Origin of the sequence: Pseudolabrys sp., assembly GCF_050250095.1 — a bacterium.
Classification (GTDB): Bacteria; Pseudomonadota; Alphaproteobacteria; order Rhizobiales; family Xanthobacteraceae; genus Pseudolabrys.
The window spans coordinates 60,142-82,344 of record NZ_JBFWPH010000008.1 but is presented as its reverse complement, the minus strand read 5'-3'; the positions used below and the strand labels follow the sequence as shown (position 1 = coordinate 82,344).

The 22,203-nt window shown below is 65.2% G+C and carries 19 protein-coding genes and 1 tRNA gene; 9 read left to right on the top strand and 11 right to left on the bottom strand.

Going from position 1 to position 22,203, the window contains the following annotated elements; translation table 11 throughout:
- Positions 1-85: 85 nt before the first annotated feature.
- Together AB7F10_RS19155 and AB7F10_RS19150 are read right to left on the bottom strand one after the other, a co-directional pair.
- Positions 86-496 (bottom strand): carboxymuconolactone decarboxylase family protein, encoded by a 411-nt coding sequence (locus tag AB7F10_RS19155; RefSeq protein ID WP_428563623.1) that lies wholly within the window; start codon positions 494-496, stop codon positions 86-88.
- 92 nt (positions 497-588) lie between these two features.
- A complete protein-coding gene (locus AB7F10_RS19150; protein ID WP_428563625.1) occupies positions 589-1,713 on the bottom strand; it encodes a cupin domain-containing protein in 1,125 nt (374 codons plus the stop codon).
- A gap of 154 nt (positions 1,714-1,867) precedes the next feature.
- On the opposite strand from AB7F10_RS19150, the gene carA reads away from it, so the two are divergent.
- The 4 genes from carA (at position 1,868) to AB7F10_RS19130 (ending at position 4,587) form a co-directional block, all read left to right on the top strand.
- Entirely contained in the window at positions 1,868-3,070 is a 1,203-nt protein-coding gene (carA, locus tag AB7F10_RS19145; protein ID WP_428563627.1) for a glutamine-hydrolyzing carbamoyl-phosphate synthase small subunit, read from the top strand.
- 25 nt (positions 3,071-3,095) lie between these two features.
- Positions 3,096-3,629: a cupin domain-containing protein gene (locus tag AB7F10_RS19140; RefSeq protein WP_428563629.1), complete on the top strand. Its 534-nt coding sequence runs from the start codon at positions 3,096-3,098 to the stop codon at positions 3,627-3,629.
- A gap of 73 nt (positions 3,630-3,702) precedes the next feature.
- Entirely contained in the window at positions 3,703-4,407 is a 705-nt protein-coding gene (locus tag AB7F10_RS19135) for a class I SAM-dependent methyltransferase (RefSeq protein WP_428563631.1), read from the top strand.
- A gap of 105 nt (positions 4,408-4,512) precedes the next feature.
- Positions 4,513-4,587, top strand: a tRNA-Cys gene (locus AB7F10_RS19130).
- 54 nt (positions 4,588-4,641) lie between these two features.
- Here the strand turns inward: AB7F10_RS19130 and AB7F10_RS19125 are convergent.
- From AB7F10_RS19125 to AB7F10_RS19105, 5 genes are all read right to left on the bottom strand, one after another.
- Positions 4,642-5,343 (bottom strand): ABC transporter ATP-binding protein, encoded by a 702-nt coding sequence (locus AB7F10_RS19125; RefSeq protein ID WP_428563633.1) that lies wholly within the window; start codon positions 5,341-5,343, stop codon positions 4,642-4,644.
- Between the two features lie 2 nt (positions 5,344-5,345).
- Entirely contained in the window at positions 5,346-6,482 is a 1,137-nt protein-coding gene (locus AB7F10_RS19120) for an ABC transporter permease (protein ID WP_428563813.1), read from the bottom strand.
- A gap of 1 nt (position 6,483) precedes the next feature.
- Entirely contained in the window at positions 6,484-7,605 is a 1,122-nt protein-coding gene (locus tag AB7F10_RS19115) for an efflux RND transporter periplasmic adaptor subunit (protein WP_428563635.1), read from the bottom strand.
- 329 nt (positions 7,606-7,934) lie between these two features.
- The gene (locus AB7F10_RS19110) at positions 7,935-9,137 is read right to left on the bottom strand and encodes an ABC transporter substrate-binding protein (RefSeq protein ID WP_428563637.1); all 1,203 of its coding nucleotides are present in this window, start codon (positions 9,135-9,137) and stop codon (positions 7,935-7,937) included.
- A gap of 35 nt (positions 9,138-9,172) precedes the next feature.
- The gene (locus tag AB7F10_RS19105; RefSeq protein ID WP_428563639.1) at positions 9,173-10,216 is read right to left on the bottom strand and encodes a Rieske 2Fe-2S domain-containing protein; all 1,044 of its coding nucleotides are present in this window, start codon (positions 10,214-10,216) and stop codon (positions 9,173-9,175) included.
- Positions 10,217-10,432: 216 nt separating this feature from the next.
- Here AB7F10_RS19105 and AB7F10_RS19100 point away from each other — a divergent pair, with 216 nt between their 5' ends.
- From AB7F10_RS19100 to greA, 3 genes are all read left to right on the top strand, one after another.
- Entirely contained in the window at positions 10,433-11,146 is a 714-nt protein-coding gene (locus AB7F10_RS19100; RefSeq protein WP_428563641.1) for a TetR family transcriptional regulator, read from the top strand.
- Between the two features lie 174 nt (positions 11,147-11,320).
- Entirely contained in the window at positions 11,321-14,620 is a 3,300-nt protein-coding gene (gene carB / locus AB7F10_RS19095) for a carbamoyl-phosphate synthase large subunit (protein ID WP_428563643.1), read from the top strand.
- 240 nt (positions 14,621-14,860) lie between these two features.
- Positions 14,861-15,334 (top strand): transcription elongation factor GreA, encoded by a 474-nt coding sequence (greA, locus tag AB7F10_RS19090; RefSeq protein ID WP_428563645.1) that lies wholly within the window; start codon positions 14,861-14,863, stop codon positions 15,332-15,334.
- Between the two features lie 66 nt (positions 15,335-15,400).
- Here greA and AB7F10_RS19085 read toward each other — a convergent pair whose 3' ends face one another.
- The 4 genes from AB7F10_RS19085 to AB7F10_RS19070 form a co-directional block, all read right to left on the bottom strand.
- A complete protein-coding gene (locus tag AB7F10_RS19085; RefSeq protein ID WP_428563647.1) occupies positions 15,401-16,588 on the bottom strand; it encodes an MFS transporter in 1,188 nt (395 codons plus the stop codon).
- A gap of 158 nt (positions 16,589-16,746) precedes the next feature.
- The gene (locus tag AB7F10_RS19080) at positions 16,747-18,069 is read right to left on the bottom strand and encodes an amidohydrolase family protein (RefSeq protein ID WP_428563649.1); all 1,323 of its coding nucleotides are present in this window, start codon (positions 18,067-18,069) and stop codon (positions 16,747-16,749) included.
- A gap of 248 nt (positions 18,070-18,317) precedes the next feature.
- Positions 18,318-19,337 carry an alpha/beta hydrolase gene (locus AB7F10_RS19075; RefSeq protein ID WP_428563651.1) on the bottom strand — a complete coding sequence of 340 codons (1,020 nt, stop codon included), beginning with the start codon at positions 19,335-19,337 and terminating at the stop codon, positions 18,318-18,320.
- A gap of 64 nt (positions 19,338-19,401) precedes the next feature.
- Positions 19,402-19,863 (bottom strand): Lrp/AsnC family transcriptional regulator, encoded by a 462-nt coding sequence (locus tag AB7F10_RS19070; protein WP_428563653.1) that lies wholly within the window; start codon positions 19,861-19,863, stop codon positions 19,402-19,404.
- A gap of 282 nt (positions 19,864-20,145) precedes the next feature.
- Here AB7F10_RS19070 and trxB point away from each other — a divergent pair, with 282 nt between their 5' ends.
- Both trxB and AB7F10_RS19060 read left to right on the top strand, forming a co-directional pair.
- Positions 20,146-21,108 carry a thioredoxin-disulfide reductase gene (gene trxB, locus AB7F10_RS19065; protein ID WP_428563655.1) on the top strand — a complete coding sequence of 321 codons (963 nt, stop codon included), beginning with the start codon at positions 20,146-20,148 and terminating at the stop codon, positions 21,106-21,108.
- Positions 21,109-21,131: 23 nt separating this feature from the next.
- Positions 21,132-22,025 carry a LysR family transcriptional regulator gene (locus tag AB7F10_RS19060; protein ID WP_428563816.1) on the top strand — a complete coding sequence of 298 codons (894 nt, stop codon included), beginning with the start codon at positions 21,132-21,134 and terminating at the stop codon, positions 22,023-22,025.
- Positions 22,026-22,203 lie beyond the last annotated feature (178 nt).

The following is a 22,203-nucleotide window of genomic DNA, read 5'->3' as shown; positions in this document are numbered from 1 at the left end:
TTCTCCCGCTCATTCCCGCGAAAGCGGGAATCCAGTTTTTCTTTGGACTGGGTCCCCGCTTTCGCGGGGACGAACGGAGAAATAATTACTTCACCTTGCCCATCTCTTTCAGCGTCTCGTTCGCCGCCTTGAAGGCGTCGAGGCCTGCCGGGATGCCGCAATAAGCGGTGGCATGGATTAAGACTTCCTTGATGTCCTCGACGGTGAGGCCGTTATTGATCGCGCCGCGGACATGCAGCTTGATCTCCGGCGTCTTGCCGAGCGCGGTCAGCATCGCGAGGTTGAGCATGCTGCGCGTTTTCTTGTCGAGCGTCGGCCGGCCCCAGGCATAGGCCCAGGCCCATTCGGTCGTCATGTGCTGGAACGCCATCATGAAGTCGTTGGCGTTCTTCAGCGAGCCGTCGACATATTCGGCACCGAGCACTTCGCGGCGCAGCTTCAGGCCGCGCTCGAACACCTCGCCCATGGTTTCTTTCGGATCGTGCTGGTGACCCATCGGGGTAATTTCCTTTGCTTGCTATGCGTTGCTATTTTTTCTTTCGAGCATGATCTTGCCCGAAAACCGGTTCCCACTTTTCGGGATCATGCTCAGTTGACAGGCTGATGGCCCTGGTTCTCGCCGAAGGCTTCCTCGCGATAGAGGCCGAGGGCGCGCATGACGGGAAGATCGTTGAAGCAGAACAGGCAGGCGTCGTCGCTCTTCGATGCATTGCCGTGCTCGTGGAAAGCCCAGGCCGGCACGCAGAAGATGTCGCGCTTCTTCCAGTCGAATCGCTTGCCGCCGATGATCGAGTAACCCTCGCCCTTGGCGACCTGATAGATCGATGAGCCGGTGTGACGATGCGCGCGGGTCTTCTCGCCCGGACGCAGCAACTGCATCGAGGCGCCGATGGTCGCCATCACCGGGCCGCCGGTCTTCGGGTTCACATATTCCATCAGCACACCGTCGAACGGCGAGCCGTCGGTCGACTTCGCGTATTTCGTGAGCGCCTCGTAGGTCGGCTCCCATTCGTATTTCAGGAGCGGCGAGTAGTCCTTGGTCCAGTCGTGGCCGACCGGCTGCAGGCCCGGCGCGCCCCAGGCGTAGCTCGAGTCGTCGACCGGATAGGCGACCGGCTGCTGCATGTTGGGATGCACTTTGTAGAAATTGGCTTCGAGCGCGTTGACGAGCGGGATGTCGAGGCCGTCCTGCCAGATGCAATGCGTGCCGTCCGCTTCAACACCATGCTCATGCCACGAGCCGTTCGGCGTCAGCACGAAATCATTTTCGCCGAGCGTCATCTTGTGGCCGTCGACGATGGTGTAGGCGCCCTTGCCTTCCATGATGAAGCGCAGCGCGGAGGCCGAATGCTGGTGCGCCGAGGCGACCTCGCCCGGCTTCATCACCTGCAGGCCGGAATAGAGCCAGCCGACTGCGGCGGCGACGTCGCGCCGACCGGGATTGTTCAGATAGATGACGCGGCGGCCGGCCTTCTCCGGCGAAACCAGCTCGACCGAGCGCAGCACCGGCTCGCGCAGATCCGCGTAGCGCCACAGCACCGGCTGCGATTCGGATTTCGGCTCCCACGGCTCGATCTTGTTGGCGACCGTCCACAGGGCGGCCGCCTCGAAGCGCTCGAGGTCGCCGTAGTAGGCCTTCAGCTCGGCGGTGTCCTCGACATTGGCGCGACCCGCCACGTCCTCGCGGTAGTTTTCCCTCGCCGGACCCGTCATTTCTGGACTCCTTCCACCGGGGCATTTTCGAAATTCACCCCGAAACCTGACCTTCAATACAACACGAAACAGACGGGGCCTTGCAGCCCCTTTTGGGGCGAATAGGGCGTCAGCGCCCCTTGCCTCTCACCCTATAATACGCAACTAAGAGGCCATGACCCAGACTCAAGGAACGTCCGCGGCGGGGTGGGCCGAGCCCAAACCCACGGCACTTTTGGTGCTGGCCGACGGAACGGTTCTGGAGGGCCACGGGCTCGGCGCGACCGGCCAGGCGGTCGGCGAAGTCTGCTTCAACACGGCGATGACGGGCTACGAGGAAATCCTCACCGACCCGTCCTATGCCGGGCAGATCATCACCTTCACCTTCCCGCATATCGGCAATGTCGGCACCAATGACGAGGACATCGAGAGCCTCAACATGGCGGCGCGGCCGGGGGCGTGCGGCGTCATCCTGCATGCCGACATCACGCAGCCGGCGAATTACCGCGCGACGCGCCACCTCGACGCGTGGCTGAAGGCGCGCGGCATCGTCGGCCTCGCCGGCATCGACACCCGCGCGCTGACCGCGCTGATCCGCGAGAAGGGCATGCCGAATGCCGTGATCGCGCACGCCGCCGACGGCACATTCGCCCTCGACGCCTTGAAGAAACAGGCGCGCGAATGGCCGGGTCTCGTCGGCATGGATCTCGTGCCGCAGGTGACCTCGAGCCAGCGCTTCACCTGGGACGAGACGCCCTGGGAATGGAACAAGGGCTACGGCCGGCAGACCAACCCCGAATTCAACGTCGTCGCGATCGACTACGGCATCAAGCGCAATATCCTGCGCCTGCTGGCCGGCGTCGGCTGCAAGGTGACGGTGGTGCCGGCGACGACATCGGCCGACGACATTCTCGCGCTGAAGCCGGACGGCGTGTTCCTGTCGAACGGCCCCGGCGATCCGGCGGCGACCGGGCAATATGCGGTGCCGGTGATCCGCAAGGTGATCGACACCGGCGTACCGACTTTTGGAATTTGTCTTGGCCACCAGATGCTCGGCCTCGCGGTCGGCGGCAAGACCGCCAAGATGCATCAGGGCCACCACGGCGCCAATCATCCGGTGAAGGACCTCACCACCGGCAAGGTCGAGATCACCTCGATGAACCACGGCTTTGCGCTCGACGGCAAATCGCTGCCGCCGAACGCGACCGAAACGCATGTATCGCTGTTCGACGGCTCGAACTGCGGCATCGCGCTGAAAGACAAGCCGGTGTTCTCCGTGCAATATCACCCCGAAGCTTCGCCCGGCCCGCGCGACAGTCATTATCTGTTCCGCCGCTTCGTCGAGATGATGCGGCAGGCCAAACGCAAGATTGCCTGAGACCGAAATCGCCCGAGACCTTGCAATGTCGGCACGACGTCCTGTTCCCGAGACCTATCTCTTCAAGGACGACGGCTCGATCCCGAACAATCCCGCCTTGCCGCTGCTGATCTATCGCAACGGCATCAGCCTCGCCGGCACGCCGGACGCCGAGGCGCGCATCTCCGACGTGCTGAAGGACAACGGCTGGGTCGGCATCTGGCGCAACGGCATCTATCCTTACGTTCACTACCACTCGCAGATCCACGAAGCGCTCGTGATCGCGCGCGGCCGCGCCAAGGTGCGGTTCGGCGGCGAGAAGGGCGAGGAGCTGGATGTCGCGCCGGGCGATGTGATCGTGCTGCCGGCCGGCACCGGCCACCAGTGCCTCTGGGAAAGCCCCGACCTCAGCGTGATCGGCGCCTATCCGCCGAGCGGCAAATACGACCTGTGCCGCGGCAGCAAGTTCGAGCGCGAGCAGGCGCTGGCCTCGATCCCGCAAGTGCCGCTGCCGGAAACCGACCCGGTCACCGGCGGCGACGGCCCGCTGATGCAGTTGTGGCGCGACAAGACGGCGTGAGACCGGCCCGATAAGGCCACATTGACCGCGTTATTTCCGGCACCACGACGTTTCGACCTAAAAGTTTCAAGACATGAATCAGCATCACGACTGGGTCAGCTTCTGGGACAGCCAGCACTCGATCTACGTCAACGCCCGGCACTTCGATGTGCACTACCGCGACATCGCCGACGGCATCGTCGCGCTGCTGCCGCGCGAGGGATTGCGCGTGCTCGACTACGGCTGCGGCGAGGCGCTGCATGCCGGCACCGTCGCCGCGAAGACCTCGCATCTGACGCTGTGCGAGTCGGCGCCGCATGTCCGGGACCATCTCGCCGCGCGCTTTGCCGGCCAGGGGAAGATTGCCATCGCATCGCCCGATGAGGTCGCGGCGATGCCGGCCGGCAGCTTCGACATCATCGTCGTCAATTCGGTGTCGCAGTATCTGACGCCGGACGAACTCGACCGGCTGCTCGGCGTCTGGAAGCGGCTGCTCGCGCCCGGCGGGGCGCTCATGATCGGCGACGTCAATCCGCCCGGCGTCAGCGCCGTCGCGGATCTCGCGGCGCTGCTGCGCTACGCCTGGCGCAACGGATTTCTTGTCGCCGCGCTCGCCGGCATGGCGCGCACGCTGTTTTCCGACTACCGGGCGCTGCGGCAGAAGCTCGGCCTCACCACCTACGGCGAGGCGGAGTTTCTGGCGAAGCTTGCCGCCGCGGGCTTTGCCGGCGAACGGCTCGCGCGCAACCTGGAGCACAATCCGGCGCGCATGACCTTCCGCGCAAAAACTTCTGCCTGAAACCGCCGGCCTAATCGCCCCATAGGCAGCTCCTGCCGCCGACGCTTAACGTTACTGTAAGACGGGTGCTGCACATCTTGTCGCAGTAGGTATTCTCCTACTGACGGCCCGGTGGCGGAGCGGCGACGCAGAGACCCTGCAAGGTCTCACACCCTGGTTCGAATCCAGGCTGGGCCTCCATTTCCTCAAAGAAAACAGTAATTGTGACAAAGATTTAGACAGGGGATGCGACCGTCAGGCGGCGCGATCCCGGTCCGTTTCCAGCGCGCCGTCGCGCAGCGCAAAGATGTGGTCGAAGCGATTGAAGATCTTCTCATCGTGCGTGACCACGATCACGGCGGTGCCGTGCTCGACCGCCACCTTGCGAAGCAGGTCCATGACCGCGCCGGCGCGCTGGGAATCGAGCGCCGCGGTCGGCTCGTCGGCCAGTACAATGCGCGGATCGTTGGCGAGCGCCCGCGCGATCGCCACCCGCTGCGCCTCACCGCCGGACAATTGCCCCGGCATGGCGTCCTTGCGGCGCTCGATCCCGAGATAGGTGAGCAGTTCGAGCGCGCGCGCTTCGGCCTCCGGCGCCGCCGCCCCGGCGAGAATGCGCGCAATCGCAACGTTCTCCCACGCATTGAGGAACGGCAGCAGATTGTGCGACTGAAAGATGAAGCCGATCTTTTCCAGCCTCAGGCCGCGCAGATCCGAGCGCAGCCACCTGTTGTCGTAAACGAGTTCGCCGCTCAACTTCATACTGCCGCGGTTCGGCTCGAGAATGCAGCCGATGACATTGAGCAGCGTGCTCTTGCCGGAGCCGCTCGGCCCACGCAGGCCGATCACGGTGCCGGGATAGATATCGAGCGAGACGGAACGCAAGGCATCGACACGCGTCGCACCCTCGCCGAAATGCTTGCTGATCTCTCTGAGCTCGACGACCGGTGCGACCATGGCTATCCCGCCAACGCCGATGCCGGATCGATCTTCAACGCCGTGCGCACGCCGAGGCCGCTCGCGATCAGGCAAACCACAAGCACGACGGCAAACAGCATTCCGGCGTCGGTGTTTTCCAGCACCAGCCGCCGCGGGAAGTAGTCCTGCGCGGCGTGGATCAGCGCGGCACCCGTGACGAAGCTGATGAGGCCCAACGCCAGCGCCTGCTGAACGATCAGACCGACAATGCGCCGGTCCGGCGCGCCGATCAGTTTCAGTGTCGCGATCGACTTCTTCTTGTCGATCGTCATCGTGTAGATGATGAGTCCGATGATGACCGTCGAAACGATGAGCAGCAGGCTGGTAAACAGACCGATCTGACGGCGGGCGCGCTCGATGACCGAACGCGACAGGATCGTTTCCTGCTCCACCTGCGTGATGGCCGACAGATGCTTCCAGCGGGCAATGCTCTTCGCAAATTGCGCGGCATCGATACCCGGCATCAAACGCACCAGCACGGCATTCACGGTGTCGGTGCTGCCGGCCGCGCCGTTGGTACGCACCGCCTCGCGACGCGCAGCGGCCGGGGCCAGGTCGAACTGGAGCTTCTGGCCGTCGCGCAGAGTGATGAAAACGACCGGGTCTCCACCGGAAGCGACCTGATTTTCAGTCAAACCGACCACTGTGAAGGTGTCGCGGCCGAGCGCGATCATTTCGCCGAGCGCGAACCCGGCGCGCCGGTCGGCGACCGCTTCATAACGGCTGCGCAGCAACGGCCGGCCTTCGACGATATTCAGCGCCTCGCCCGGACGGCCGATTTCGGACGCGACGACCAGCAGGCGCCTGATCGTATCGCGGTGCCGAGCCTCAACATTCTGGTAAGCCACCGCGCCGGCCGCAGCCACGCCCCATTGCGCCGCGATGGCATCACGAAGGTCGCCGGACAGGCGCGAAGATTCCGCGAAAGGACCGCGCGTGCCACCCTCGACCACCCAAACGTCGGCCTGCGCCGCGCGGGCAAGCCCAAGCGCTTCGAGGACGAGGCCGCGATAGATACCGACCATCGCAAAGACGATGCCGAGCAGCAGGCTGAGGCCGAAGCAGGTCAACAGGAAGCGGCCTACATTGTGCCGGATGTCCTTGAGCGCGAGGTTCATGTCACGACCCGCTCGCTTGCATCGCGTAGGCCGCGCGCCCCTCGCGCAGATCGGTGCGCGAATCGACGACGAGCGCAGACCCTTGCGGCAGCGGCGAAACGAGTTGCAAGCGGCCGTCCAGCAGGCGTTCGCCGAATTCGACCCGCAAGCGCGCAAGCCGTCCGTTCTCCAGCAACCAGACGGTGCCGAAGCGTCCATCGTAGCCGGTCACGAATTTCAGCGGCGCAAAAATGCCGGACGGGATGACACGCTTGACGATCTCGACTTCGGCCTGCTCGCCGAGAATGCGAATCTGATGCCGAGGATCGCAGCCGCGACAGCGCACATAGACGCGCCGCTCCTCGGTCAAGCGATCGTTTTCCTGATCGATGCGAACGATCCCGGCTTCGAAGGTGCGGTCGGGCTCGGAACGCAACCGCACGAAAACGGTCTGACCGATCTCGAGCCCGCCGGCCAACGCCTCGTCGATATAGGCACGGACCCAGATCGACTGCGGCTCGATCAATGTGAAGACCGCCTCGCCGGCATTGGCGACGCTGCCAAGTTCCTTGTGGCGGGCAATGACGCGCGCCTCGAACGGCGAACGAAGCTCGTGTTGGGCCAGCACGACATTCTCGATTTGCAACTGCGCAGCAGCGTCATCGCGCAGCGCCGCCGCAACGCCCGCGTCCGCGGCTGCAACCCTGACGTCGCTTCCCGCCAGCCCTTCCGAAGTCTGGGCGTCGTCCGCCTGCTCCTGCGACACCGAACCACGGCCGGCAAGCGCTTGCCGCCGCTCGCTGACAAGCTTCTTCTGTTGATAAGAAATCTGCGCCCGGGCCTGCTGCGCTTGCGACCTGGCGAGATTCGCGGCGGCCTGACGCTCCGCGGCCTGCGTCTTCATCACTTTGGCGCGCTGGGCCGCATCGTCGAGTTTGGCAAGCAGGGCACCTGCGGCGACGCGATCGCCCTGATCCGCAGCGAGGGCGACCACCTTGCCGCCGATCTGGAACCCGACTTTCGAAAGAACCTGCGCCTCGACCGTCCCGATCCCGAACACGCGGACTTCGATATTCGACGCCGGCGCGGCGGTGCGCACCGGGATCGGCCGCGTCGCGCGCCAGAACAGGCCGCCCGCGGCCAACACGGCAATCGCCGCCAGCGCGGCAATCCATTTGATCCGGTACGACATGGCTCGCGCGACTCCGAATGACCGTCCTATCCTTCCCTTTATGGCCGGTCCGAGACGCGCTGAAATTGCCCGAAATCAATTGCGGGACGGGATGCCGAACCGCGATCCTCCCACGCCCTGCTCACCCGGCCAGATCGGGCTTTTCGCAGAGTTTTCCGATGTTTCGACATCCACTGCGGATGGCACGGGTAACCTTCCCAGCCCGAAATCTGGTCTAAGCAACCTCGCACGCGGGGCCGAAAGAGCCCCGCAGGGTCCCAAGGACGCGCGGAATCCCACAATCAGCTGCCGCTGCGGAATTTCTTCACCTCGGCATCGCTCGGCTGAAGCTTGTGACCGTCGACATACTCGAACGACGTCATATAGCCCTTGCCGTCCTTGATGCCGGTGCGTCCGACATAAAGCCCGAGCGTCGACTGGTGGTCCTGCGGGCGGAACGTCACCTTGCCGGACGGGGTGTCGAACGTCAGACCGTTGAAGGCGTCCGCCAGTTTCTCGGCGTCGGTCGAGCCGGCCTTGGCGATGCCCGCGGCGATCGCCTTGTAGGTCGCGTAGCCGACCAGCGAGGCGATGCGCGGATAGTCGTTGAATTTCTTCTGGTAGGCGGCGAGGAACTTGTCGTGTTCCGGCGTCTTGATCGCGTACCAGGGATAGCCGGTGACCACCCAGTTCTTCGGCGCGTCGCTGCCGAGCGGATCGAGATATTCCGGCTCGCCGGTCAAGAGGCTCAAGACCTCGCGGCCCGCGAACAGGCTGCGCGTCTCGCCCTCGCGGACGAACTTGGCGAGGTCGGAGCCGAACAGCACATTGAAAATCGCGTCGGGCTTGGCGTCGGTCAGCGCCTGCACCACGGCACCGGCGTCGATCTTGCCGAGCGGCGTCGCCATGTCGGCGACGAATTCGACGTCGGGCTGCTTCGCCTTCAGCAGCGCCTTGAAGGTCGCGACGGCGGCCTGGCCGTACTCGTAGTTCGGATAGACCATCGCCCAGCGTTTCTTCTTCATCTTCGCCGCCTCGGGCACCAGCGCCGCGGCGTGCGAGTAGGTCGAGGGGCGCAGGCGATAGGTATAGCGGTTGCCTTCCGACCAGACGAGCTTGTCGGTCAGCGGCGCGGACGCCAGAAAGAACACCTTGCGGGCTTTCGCGTAGTTGGCGACGGCGAGGCCGACATGCGACAGGATCGTGCCGCTCAGCAGATCGACCTTCTCGCGCGTCATCAGTTCCTCGGCCGCGCGCACCGCCTCGCCCGGATTGGCGCCGTCGTCGCGCTCGATCACGACAAGCTTGCGGCCGAGCACGCCGCCTGCCGCGTTGACCTCCTCGAGCGCCAGCTCGACGCCGCGACGATAATGGGTGTTGCTGGCGGCCATCGCCTTGTAACTGTTGATGTCGCCGATCTTGATGGCGTCCGCTGCACCGGCGGCTGCGCCGAAGGACAATACGGCCGTGACCAGCGCCGCGAAGGCTACCGGGGATTTCGTCATGACGGTCGCTCCTGTTTGATCGCGTGAATGGAGAATTACGCGGCGGTCGCCCCGGCAACCGCCGTTTCCTGCTCGATCATGTGATCGATGATCCGCCGCATCTGCACCGGCGAGGCGTCGATCTTGATGCGCATCGGACGCCGCGCACCGGGACGATCCTCGTTCTTCTGGATCGCCTCGAGGATGTCCTTGTCCTCGTTGAAGGCGACGCGGAACTGATCGCTCATCGCCTTGGTGGTCGGCTCGTCCGACTTGAAGTTCTTCACGTAGAGCCAGTGGTCGATGCAACGGCTCTCGTCGACCGGCGTGATGAAATGGCAGGCGAAGAACTGGATGCAGTTGTCGCGCCGACCGTCCATCGCGCCGGCGCCGACCGGCGCGCTGCCGAAGTCGATCACCGCGATGCTGGGGGCGTGATAGTGATAGTAGTGCCAGCGGTCGACATTGCCGGTGAAGTTGCCGAATTTCTGGAACAGCGGGATCGCCGGCGCGTCGGGAATCCACCGCCAGGTCAGCACGCCGTCGTCGGTGCGCTTGTGCTCGACCGGGATGTCCTCGCTCGCCGCGTTGCCGAGCGTCGACAGATGAACGAAGCTGACATGCGCCGGGTCGCACAGGTTGTCGGCGAGCGACAGGTAGTTGCAGTCGATCGGCAGCGCGTCACCCTCGACCGCGCTCCAGGCCGGGTCATGGTACTGCCCGAGGTCATAGAGCTTCGCGGTATCCGCCTTGTCGGCGTCGCCGGTCCAGATCCATGCCAGGCCGAGCCGTTCCACGATCGGATAGGCGCGCACCTTGGCGGTGCGCGGAATGATCGGCTGGCCGGGGATGCGCACGCATTGCCCGGCGCAGTCGAAGGTCATGCCGTGATAGCCGCATTCGAGGTTGTCGCCCTTAAGCTTGCCCATCGACAGCGGGGCGAGGCGGTGCGGACAGACATCCTCCAGCGCCGCGACCGAGCCATCCTGCTTGCGATACAGCACGACGAGGTCGCCCAGGATTTCGCGGCGGGTGAGCGCGCGGCCGATGTCCCGCGACCAGGCCGCCGGGTACCAGGCATTTCGCACGAAGTTCGCCATCGCGACCCTCCTTCCGCCCGGTCCGCAAGCCGGCCCGGGCTTGTGAAAGAATGTAGTAAGTACTTAACTCATTCTAATGCTAAACGAGCGGGTCCGGGTCTGGCAAGCGGTTTTGCCGCGCCATGCGCGCGACGAACGGCAAAGCGGCCGCTCCGGTTCTTGTGTCGCCGGAAACGGTGGAGCATAGAGAGCGCCGGCAGGCGGACCGGAAGTCTCATGACAGAACGCAGCGGCGGCAGCGGCAAGACGGCCTCGTTCGAGCAGGCTCGCGGCGCGAAATCCCGGCCCGGCCCGCGCCGGCGCGCGGCAAAACGTCCCTACGACAGCGAAGCGACCCGCGAGAACATTCTCAACGCGGCGACCCGGATTTTTGCCGAGCGCGGATTAAGCGGCGGGCGGATCAACCTGATTTCGCGGGCGGCGAAATCCAACGACCGCATGATCTACTACTACTTCGGCAGCAAGGAGCGGCTGTTCATCGAGGTGCTGGAGAAGGTCTACCGGGACATGTGGGAGGCGGAAAACGCCCTCGCGCTCGATCAGGCCGATCCGGTGGATGCGCTGACGCGGTTCGTCCACTTCACGCTCGACCATTATCTCGCCCATCCGGAAATGCTGACCATTCTCAACAACGAGAATCTGCACAAGGGCCGCTACGTCCGGAAATCGAAGAAACTCAAGGAACTGTCGTCACCGGCGCTGCGCCTGATGGAGCGCATCTACCGGCGCGGCGTCGAGCAGGGCGTGTTCCGCAAGGGCGTCGAGCCGCTCAAGCTCTACCTGTCGGTGCTCGCGCTCAACTATTTCTACGTCTCGAACATCCACACGCTGTCGGCGTTTCTCGACGTCGACCTGACCGGCAACAACCTGCCGGCGTGGCGGGACTGGGTGGTGGACGTCATCCTGCGTTCGGTCGGTCCGGGGCGCTAAAAGCGCTGGAAACCGGCACTTTTCTGCCTTGTGACCAAGAGCCAGGACGCCCTTTCCCCTCCGGCGATTCTGGTCTAAGCAACCTCGCGCGCGGGGTCATAAGAGCCCTCGCCGGGGGGCCAAGGACACGCGCGCAAGCGCGTCTTTTTTTGCGCGCAGACAACCCGGAGACCCATGCCCAAACGGACCGACATCACATCGATCATGATCATCGGCGCGGGGCCGATCGTCATCGGCCAGGCCTGCGAGTTCGATTACTCCGGCACCCAGGCCTGCAAGGCGCTGAAGGAGGAAGGCTACCGGGTGATCCTGGTCAACTCCAACCCGGCGACGATCATGACCGATCCCGATCTCGCCGACGCGACCTATATCGAGCCGATCACCCCGGAGATCGTCTCGAAGATCATCGAGAAGGAGCGGCCGGACGCGCTGCTGCCGACCATGGGCGGCCAGACCGCGCTCAACTGCGCGCTGTCGCTCAAGAAGATGGGCACGCTCGACAAGTTCAACGTCCAGATGATCGGCGCGACCGCCGAGGCGATCGACAAGGCGGAAGACCGCGAGCTATTCCGCGAGGCGATGACGAAGATCGGCCTCGAGACGCCGCGCTCGCATCACGTCAAGGATCTCGGCAGCGCGCTCAAGGCGCTCAACGACATCGGCCTCCCCGCCATCATCCGGCCGTCGTTCACGCTCGGCGGCACCGGCGGCGGCATCGCCTACAACCGCGAGGAATTCATCGACATCGTCGAGGGCGGCATCGACGCCTCGCCGACCAGCGAGGTGCTGATCGAGGAAAGCGTACTCGGCTGGAAAGAGTACGAGATGGAGGTGGTGCGCGACAAACGCGACAACTGCATCATCATCTGCTCGATCGAGAACCTCGACCCGATGGGCGTGCACACCGGCGATTCGATCACCGTCGCCCCCGCGCTGACGCTGACCGACAAGGAATACCAGATCATGCGCGACGCCTCGCTGGCGGTGCTGCGCGAGATCGGCGTCGAGACCGGCGGCTCCAACGTGCAGTTCGCGGTGAACCCGAAGGACGGCCGTCTCGTCGTTATTGAAATGAATCCGCGCGTGTCGCGCTCGTCTGCCCTGGCCTCCAAGGCGACCGGCTTCCCGATCGCCAAGGTCGCGGCCAAGCTCGCGGTCGGCTACACGCTCGACGAGATCGCCAACGACATCACCGGCGGCGCGACGCCGGCTTCGTTCGAGCCGACCATCGATTACGTCGTCACGAAAATCCCGCGCTTCGCCTTCGAGAAATTCCCCGGCGCATCGAACGTGCTGACCACCTCGATGAAGTCGGTCGGCGAAGCGATGGCGATCGGCCGCACCTTCCAGGAGTCGATGCAGAAGGCGCTGCGCTCGCTGGAGAACGGCCTGACCGGTCTCGACGATACGATCATTGACGGCTTCGATCCGGCCGAGAGCCTCGACTCGCCCGACAACAAGAACGCGATCCGCACCGCGCTCGGCCGGCCGACGCCGGACCGGTTGCTGAAACTCGCGCAGGCGATGCGCGCCGGCGCGACCGACGATTTTATCTATGACGCCTGCGGCATCGACCGCTGGTTCCTCGCCCAGATCCGCGACATCATCGACACCGAAGCCGCAATCAAGACCAAGAGCCTACCGGCGACGGCGGGCGCGTTCCGCCGCCTCAAGGCGATGGGCTTTTCCGACAAGCGTCTCGCCGCGCTGACCAAGGCGAAGGTCGAGGACGTGACCGCGCAGCGCCGAAAACTCGGCGTGCGGCCGGTGTTCAAGCGCATCGACACCTGCGCCGCCGAATTCGCCTCGCCGACCGCCTACATGTATTCGACCTACGAGGCGCCGTTCGCCGGCAAGCCGGCCGACGAAGCGAGGCCGTCGGACGGCAAGAAGGTCGTCATTCTCGGCGGCGGGCCGAACCGCATCGGCCAGGGCATCGAGTTCGACTATTGCTGCTGCCATGCCTGCTTCGCGCTGAAGGAGGCGGGCTACGAGACCATCATGGTCAACTGCAATCCGGAAACGGTGTCGACCGATTACGACACCTCGGATCGCCTCTATTTCGAGCCGCTGACCGCGGAAGACGTGCTGGAGATTCTCGAAACCGAACGAACGAAGGGGACGCTGCATGGCGTGATCGTGCAGTTCGGCGGCCAGACGCCGCTGAAGCTCGCCGACGCGCTGGAGAAAGCCAAGATCCCGATCCTCGGCACCTCGCCGGACGCGATCGACCTCGCCGAAGACCGCGACCGCTTCAAGTCGCTGCTCGACAAACTCAAGCTGCGCCAGCCGCAGAACGCGATCGCGCCGAGCCCGACGGCGGCGCGCGATGCCGCCGACCGGATCGGCTATCCGGTCGTCATCCGACCGTCCTATGTGCTGGGCGGCCGCGCGATGGAGATCGTCTACGACAAGGCGCAGCTCGATCGTTATCTCGCCCGCCTCACGTCGGACCTCAACCGGCCGAGCGAACTGGTGGTGTCGAAGAAGAGCCCGCTGCTGATCGACCGCTACCTGACCGACGCAACGGAAGTGGATGTCGACTGCCTCTGCGACGGCAAGGACACGTTCATCGCCGGCATCATGGAGCACATCGAGGAGGCCGGGATTCATTCCGGCGACTCGGCCTGCTCGCTGCCGCCCTATTCGCTGAAGACGGAAACGATCGCCGAACTCGAACGGCAGACGCGGGACCTCGCGCTCGCGCTCAATGTCGGCGGGCTGATGAACGTGCAATACGCGATCAAGGACGGCGCAATCTACGTGCTGGAGGTCAACCCGCGCGCCTCGCGCACGGTGCCTTTCGTCGCCAAGGTGATCGGCCTGCCGGTCGCCAAGATCGCGGCGCGCGTCATGGCCGGCGAAAGCCTCGCCTCCTTCAAGCTGAAGCCGCCGGTCTACAAGCACGTCGCGGTGAAGGAAGCGGTGTTCCCGTTCGCGCGCTTCCCCGGCGTCGACACCGTGCTCGGACCGGAAATGAAATCGACCGGCGAGGTGATGGGTCTCGACCACGAGCACCACATCGCCTTCGTCAAAAGCCAGTTGGGCGGCGGCTCGCGCCTGCCGAAGAGCGGCACCGTGTTCGTCTCGGTCCGGGATGCCGACAAGCCCCGCGTGCTCGACGCGGTGAAACTGCTGGGCGACCTCGGCTTCAAGATCATCGCGACGTCCGGCAACCAGCGGTTTCTGGCCGAACACGGCATCCCCGCGGCGCGGGTGAACAAGGCGACGGAAGGCCGCCCATCCATCGTCGATGCCATCAAAAACGGCGAAGTTCAGCTCGTTTTCAATACAACCGAGGGTGCTTCGGCGCTGGCGGACAGCCATTCCCTGCGCCAGGCCGCCCTCTTGCATAAAGTGCCGTACTACACCACTCTTTCAGGTGCCGTCGCCGCGGCGCAGGGCATCAAGGCCTATCTCGGGGGCGATCTCGAGGTACATGCGCTGCAGAGCTACTTCAACGGCCGCGCCTGACGGGTTTTCCTGACGGCGGGCCGCCACTGGCGGTGAACCGGTCCGGCGGGTTACGATCAGTGCGCGGGTTCCGCCCCGCGCCGGATCGAAACTTTTGTCCGGCCCATTTGCAAGGACTCCGGAAGACGGAAACCCGTCGCCGGAGTCGAATTTCGAGTCGATTGGAGCGATCCGGTCGACCACTTGGCGGCAGCGGCGCAGTTCCAAATGCGTCCCGCGCGCGCCAGGAGGAGACGAGAGATGGACAAGATACCGATGACGGCCGCCGGCTACACGGTCCTCGAGACCGAGCTGAAGCATTGCCAGCAGGTGGAGCGGCCCCGCATCATCCAGCAGATCACCGAGGCGCGCTCGCACGGCGACCTGTCGGAGAACGCCGAATATCACGCCGCCAAGGAGCAGCAGTCGATCAACGAGGGCCGCATCGCGGAGCTTGAGGACAAGCTCGCGCGCGCCGACGTGATCGACGTTTCGAAACTGTCGGGCGACACCATCAAGTTCGGCGCGACCGTGACGCTGATCGACGAGGACACCGACGAGAAGAAGGTGTGGCAGATCGTCGGCGAGCCGGAAGCGGACGCGAAGTCCGGCAAGATCTCGATCACCTCGCCGCTCGCGCGCGCGCTGATCGGCAAGACCAAGGGCACCAGCGTCGAGGTGAACGCACCGGGCGGCGCCAAGGCCTATGAGATCAAGAAGGTCGACTGGCGCTAGGATGCGCGACCGCTTCAAGACATGAAATGGCCGGGCAACCCCCGGCCATTTTGTTTTTGAGGCCGGTCAGCGCGCGGCGGAGATCGTCGAGCGCCGCAACAGCGCCGCGATCACGAGGCCCGCGACGGCGGCGACCGCGCCGACGAGGAAGATGCTGCCGTAGCCGGCCCGGTCGGCGAGCAGCCCGACCACCGGCCCGGTCAGCCCGTAGGCGACATCCTGAAACGCGGCATAGCCGCCGAGCGCGGTGCCGCGCAGATGCGGCTCGACGAGATGCACGACCTCGCGCCCCATCGCCGGAAAGACCATCGAGCAGCCGAGCCCGGTCAGAAATGCGCCGGCGAGCGCAACGGAGGGATCGGTCGCGCTCCAGATCAGCAACTGGCCGACGGCTTCGACACCGAGCGAGCCGATCGCAACGGGAAGACCGCCGACACGGTCCGGCAGCCGGCCGAACAGCAGGCGCGCGAGAACGAAGCCACCGCCGAAGGCCGTGAGGCCGAGACCCGCATGGCTCCAGTCGCGGTCGAGGAAATAGAGCACGAAGAACGCGCCGATGACCGCGAAGCCGATGCCCTGCAGGCAGACGACGATGCCGTGCCACCAGATCTTGCCGATCACGCCCCAGAACGGCGGGCGCGCCGCGCCGGATTGCACGGCGAAGTCGCTCATGCGCCAGATCAACAGCAGGCCGAGGCCGGGCAGCAGCGCGCTGATCGCCATCGCGCCGGTAAAGCCGAACCGGTCGTACAACAGCAGCCCAACCGGACCGCCGACGGCAAGCGCGGCGTAGATCGCGGAGCCGATCAGCGCGAGCACGCTCGCCGCGCGCGCCGGGCCGACCAGACCGACGCCCCACGCGCTGATGCCGACGCCGACCAGGCTTTCGCCGAGGCCGAGCAGCAGACGGCCCGCGAGCAGCACCAGATATGCCGTCAGCGGCGTCGCGGACAGAAAGCCGGCCAGCGCGGTGATCAGCGTGCCGGCGATATAGACGACAAGGCCGCGCGACACCGCGAGCTTCGCGCCGCGCCGGTCGGACAGCGCGCCGCCATAGCCGCGCGTGAGGATGGTGCTGAAGAACGCGATGCCGACGGCAAGGCCCGCCCACAGGTTGCTGAAGCCGAGCTGGCCGGTGACATAGACCGGCACGATCGGCAGCGGAATGGCGACGCAGAGATAAGCGACGAACAGAACGGCCGTCAGCAGCAGAAGACGGCTGCGTTCGGGACCGAGCGTCGATGAGGGAGCCACGGGGTATTCTCCAGGCCGGAACCCGTCGGCGGAGGCGTAAAAAAACGCACTCCGATCGACGTGGATCGTTGAGTGCGTTGCTTGACGTAAAACGCTTACGGCCGATGTGACGGGCGCGTCTTACGCCCGGCGACAGGGCGAGTCAACTTGACGAGAACCTAGCGCCACTTCGCGCGGGTGCGGATGCCGGCGAGCGCGGTACGCGCATCGGCGATCACCGCCTGCGGATCGATCGCGGTGAGCTTGCCGGCGCGCTTGAGAATGCGGCCGTCGACCATCACGGTGTCGATGTTTTCCGGCAGCGTGCATTCGAGCACGGTGTGCGCGACATCGGTGACGACGCCCATGTTGAGCGTGTCGGGATCGATCATGATGAGATCGGCACGCTTGCCCGACGTGAGCGAGCCGATCTTGTCGGCCAGCCCCATCGAGCGCGCGCCTTCGATGGTGCCGATCTCGAGCGCCCGCCGCGCGGCGAGCTTGAACTCGCTTTCCCAGACGCCGTTCTCGACATCGCGCATCAGCTTGAGGATCGCGAACATGCTGGAGGCGCCGGTCAAGGCCGAGGTGTCCATCGACGCACCGACGGGAATGCCGGCCTCGAGGCATTGCGACAGCACGGTGAGGCCGAAGCCGATGCGCAGTTCGCTGCCCGGCGAGAAACTGATCGCCGCGCCCGTCTCCTTCATCGCGGCGATCTCGTCGGGCGACGCCGCAAGGCCGTGGATGATCTGGACGTCGGGGCCGAGCAGGCCCTCGCGCGCGAGCTTGGCGATCTGGTCCTTGGCGCCGCGCGCGCTGCCGCAATGGACGGTGACCGGCAGGCCGAGCCGGCGCGCGTTCTCGAATTCCGCGCGGTAGAATTTTTCCGCGATCGGACCGGCGCGGAACGGCCCGCGCCACGCCGCGCCGAGGTCGATCAGCCCCTCATGGCCGCAAGTCTTCCAGCCCATCGCGAAGTCTTCGAGCGGCGCCTGATCGACCGGCTCATCGTCGGGCAGACCCTGCCGCCAGCCGCAGGAGAAGCGCGCGCGGATGCCGCTTGCCGCGAGCGCGCCGAGATCGGCGTCGGCATGCGCCTTGCTGCGCACGTTGTGGCACCAGTCGTGAACGAAGGTGGTGCCGGAATTGATCGCCTCGGCGGCGGCGAGCGACACGCTCGCGGCCATGTCCTGCGGCGTCATCTGCATGCCGAAGCGCGCCACCGTCGGGAAATAGCCGTGCTCCGGCGTATCGCCGGAAAAGCTGCGGAACAGCGTGTTCCAGCAGTGCCAATGGGTGTCGATCAGGCCCGGCATCACGATCTTGCCGGCGCCCTCGATCACCTGAGCGCCCGGCGCGTCGATCGCCTCCCCGACCGCGACGATGACGCCATTGCGGACATGGACGGAACCCGGCGCGAGATCGCCGCGCGCGGCATCCATCGTCATCACATAGGCGTCGCGGATCACGACATCCGCGCGTGGAGGAAGTCCGGTCACTGTCGTTCGTCGTCCTGAAGCCATGACGCCGGGCCACGGTGCGGCCCGGCGCGGCTTCTATGGCCGGACCGCGGCCTGCCGGTCAACGGCGCCGGACGAATGGGTCGAATGCTTTCCGGCAATGAAAGTCACAGCATGAAATTCACGAGGCCAAAATTAATAGGTGAAATTCCATGGATGAAATTTCACCGGAGATATTTCGCGCCTTCGCAGCCGCCGGTGGGCCACTGTCCTCGCCTCGCCTCGCGCTACTCCGGCGCGGTCACGCGCTTGAGGAATCCCAGCATGGCGTCGAGCGCCTGCTTGCCGCCGGCGCTGTCGAGATCGAACTGGTATTCGTGGCGCAGCGGCGGCTGGCGATCCTGCGGAAAGAACAGCCGCTCGACGCGAACGCCGCGCGCGGCGAGCCGGTCGGCCAGCGCGACCGACTGCGGTGCCAGCGCATCGGCATTGCCGACCGAGATGAAGGCCGGCGGGAAATCGCGCCCGACGAAGTTCAGCACCCAGGCATTGGCGAAAACCGGATCGTCGCGAAAATCGGCATTGCCGCTGAACGACCACAGCATGGTGCGCACCATCTTGCCGAACGGACCCGCGAGCCGGAGCGTATCGAGCGCATAAGGCCCGCAGAACAGCACGACGCCCGCCAGTTGCGCCCGCGCGATCGCCGGCGTCACGCCGATGGCGTCGGCATATTCCGGCACCGCGATGGCGTTCGCCGTGACCGCCACGAGATGCGCGCCGGCCGAGTCGCCGGCCAGCACGATCCGCCGCGGATCGAGCCGCAACCGCTGCGCATTGGCAGCGAGATATTTGAGAGCGGCATTGATCTGCCGCACCGGCGCCGGGAACGTCGCGCCCGGCGCCAGCGAATAGTCGAGACTGGCGACAACATAGCCTTTGGCCGCGATGATCTTGGCGTAGTTCGCGACGTCGCTTTTGCTGCCGGACAGCCAGCCGCCGCCATGAACCCACACGACCAGCGGCAGCGGACCCGCCGCGCCGGACGGCGTGGGCGCGAACACATCGAGATAAGCGTCGCCGTCGGCGGGATCGTAGTGCTGGTCGGTCAGCGCCGTAACGCCGGGTGGCACATGCTTCTCGAGCGCCTGCGCCATCGCGGCGCCACCTTTGTTGAAGGCGTGGCGCAACAGCAGCGCGGACGGCCACGGACTGACCTGAAACGCAATATAGACGACCGAGGCCGCGACCGCGGCGACGATGACGGCGATGACAACCGCCGCCTTCAGACCATTCCTCGCGCGCATTGCGTCCGCCTCCGCAATCGCCCCCGTCCCAGCCTGTGCGCGCGGCGTCGCGCGCCCGACCGCCCTACATCGGGACGATCGGTTCGTCCTTGGCGTTGCGCAGCGTCAGCGATGTCTTGACGTTGCGCACATTCGGCGCGGCGGTGAGCCGGTCGACCAGCGACTGAAAGGCTTTCAGGTCGGAGGCCACGCATTTGAGCAGGAAGTCGGTTTCGCCCGACAGCATCCAGCTCTCGCGCACCAGCGGCTCGTTGCCGATGTATTTCATGAAGGCGGCGAGGTCGGCTTCGGCCTGACTCGCCAGGTTCACCATCGCGAAGGCGGTGACCTCGTAGCCGAGCAGCTTCTCGTCGAGCAGCGCGCGGTAGCCGCGGATGTAGCCGTCCTCCTCGAGCGCGCGCACGCGCCGCAGGCACGGCGGCGCCGAGATGCCGACGCGGCGCGCCAGCTCCACATTGGTGATACGGCCGTCGGCCTGAAGCTCCCTCAGAATCTTGCGATCGATTTCATCGAGGCGGGACGACAAGCGGCAGCTCCGGGCTGAATTCCTGCGGCACATCATCCATACCGCGAAACAATGTTTCGCGAAAGATTATTGCGCGACGGAATAGCGAGCATTGCGCGCCGGAATAAGCGGCGAGAAACCCGCTATTCAGGCTCTCCACCGCCAGATCACGTTTGTGCGTCCGACGGGTTGCGTATCTTGCATAGCTCGGCAAAGACCCTAGATTGGAGCCTCCATAAAGGGCCGGTTCCGTATGGTCGGGATGCAGGCCAAAATGGCGCCAAGCCGGGGGGCGCAAGCGTTATGTCGAAAACCACTCACGCCAAGGTCGTGATCATTGGCTCGGGCCCTGCGGGCTACACGGCCGCGATCTATGCGGCGCGCGCGATGCTGCAGCCGATCCTGATCCAGGGCATCCAGCCCGGCGGCCAGCTCACCATCACCACCGACGTGGAGAACTATCCGGGCTTTGCCGACGTCATCCAGGGCCCCTGGCTGATGGAGCAGATGCAGAAGCAGGCCGAGCATGTCGGGACCCGGATCGTCACCGATCACGTCAACAAGGCGGACCTTTCCAAGCGGCCGTTCCGGCTCGAATGCGACTCCGGCGACGTCTATCTCGCCGAGACGCTGATCGTGGCGACCGGCGCGCAGGCGCGCTGGCTGGAACTTCCCTCCGAGCAGAAGTTCAAGGGCTACGGCGTGTCGGCCTGCGCGACCTGCGACGGCTTCTTCTATCGCAACAAGGAAGTCATCGTGGTCGGCGGCGGCAACACCGCGGTCGAGGAGTCGCTGTTCCTGACCAACTTCGCCGCCAAGGTGACGGTCGTTCACCGGCGCGACCATTTCCGCGCCGAGCGCATCCTGCAGGACCGGCTGTTCAAGCACCCCAAGATCGAGGTGATCTGGGACACCGTGCTCGACGAAGTCATGGGCGACGACAACCCGATGAAGGTCAATCGCGTCCGCCTGAAGAACGTCAAGACCGGCGAGACCAGCGAGCGCACGATCGACGGCGTGTTCATCGCCATCGGCCACACGCCCTCCTCCGAACTGTTCGCCAGCCAGTTGAAGATGAAGCCGTCGGGCTATATCGAGACCGCGCCGCATTCGACCGCGACCTCGGTGACCGGCGTGTTCGCCGCCGGCGACGTCACCGACGACATCTACCGGCAGGCCGTCACCGCCGCAGGTCAGGGCTGCATGGCCGCGCTCGAGGCCGAGCGCTTCCTTGCCGTGCATGAGGAGCGCCGCGCAGCCGAATGACAATACCGACACGCAACAACTCGATGGACTGGGACAAGCTCAAGGTGTTCCACGCCGCGGCCGAGGCCGGCTCGTTCACCCACGCGGGCGAGCGGCTCGGCCTCTCGCAATCCGCCGTCTCGCGCCAGGTGTCGGCGCTCGAAGCCGAGCTTTCGGTGTCGCTGTTCCATCGCCATGCGCGCGGCCTGATCCTCACCGAACAGGGCGAGTTGCTGTACCGCACCGCGCATGAAGTCTTCATGAAGCTCGAGGCCGCGCGCACCAAGCTGACCGACAGCCGCGAGCGGCCGAACGGCGAACTGCGCGTCTCGACCACGCAGGGCATCGGCGTGCACTGGCTGACGCCGCGGCTCGGCGAATTCCTCGACCTCTATCCCGACATCCAGATCACGCTGATCACCACCGACGAAGAGCTCGACCTCGCGATGCGCGAGGCCGACGTCGCGATCCGCCTGCGCCAGCCGACGCAGCCGGATCTGATCCAGCGCAAGCTGTTCTCGGTTCGCTTCCACGCTTACGCCTCGCCCGATTATCTCAAGCGCGCAGGCACGCCGCGCACGCACGAGGATCTCGACAGCCACCGCATCGTTCTCTTGGGCGGCAACACCGTGCCGGCTTATCTGCAGAACCGCCGCTGGCTCACCGAAATCGGCCGCGAGGGCAAGGACCCGCGCGTCGCCGCGCTGAGCGTCAACAACGTGCTCGGTCTGCTGCGCGCGTGTCAGCGCGGCCTCGGCGTCGCGATGCTGCCGGATTATCTGGTCGAGGAAAACGGCGGACTGGTGCAGCTGTTCGGCGAGCAGGATGCGCTCGCGATCGACGCCTATTTTGTCTACCCGGAAGAGTTGAAGTCGGTTGCGCGCATTCAGGTGTTTCGTGACTTTCTTGTGGCAAACGCGCAACGCTGGAATTTCTGACGGCGGCACAAACGCGACGGTCCGCGGTATTTCACCGCATTCGCGAAACGACATGGCAGACATGCGGCTACCCCGATTGTTCCGCCGTCGCATCTCCGCATAATCAACCTCGCTGCAACGCCAGCCGTATCCTCCCAGATCAAGCGGCGTGCAGTTTGTTCCCCTCTGGTAGATGTAG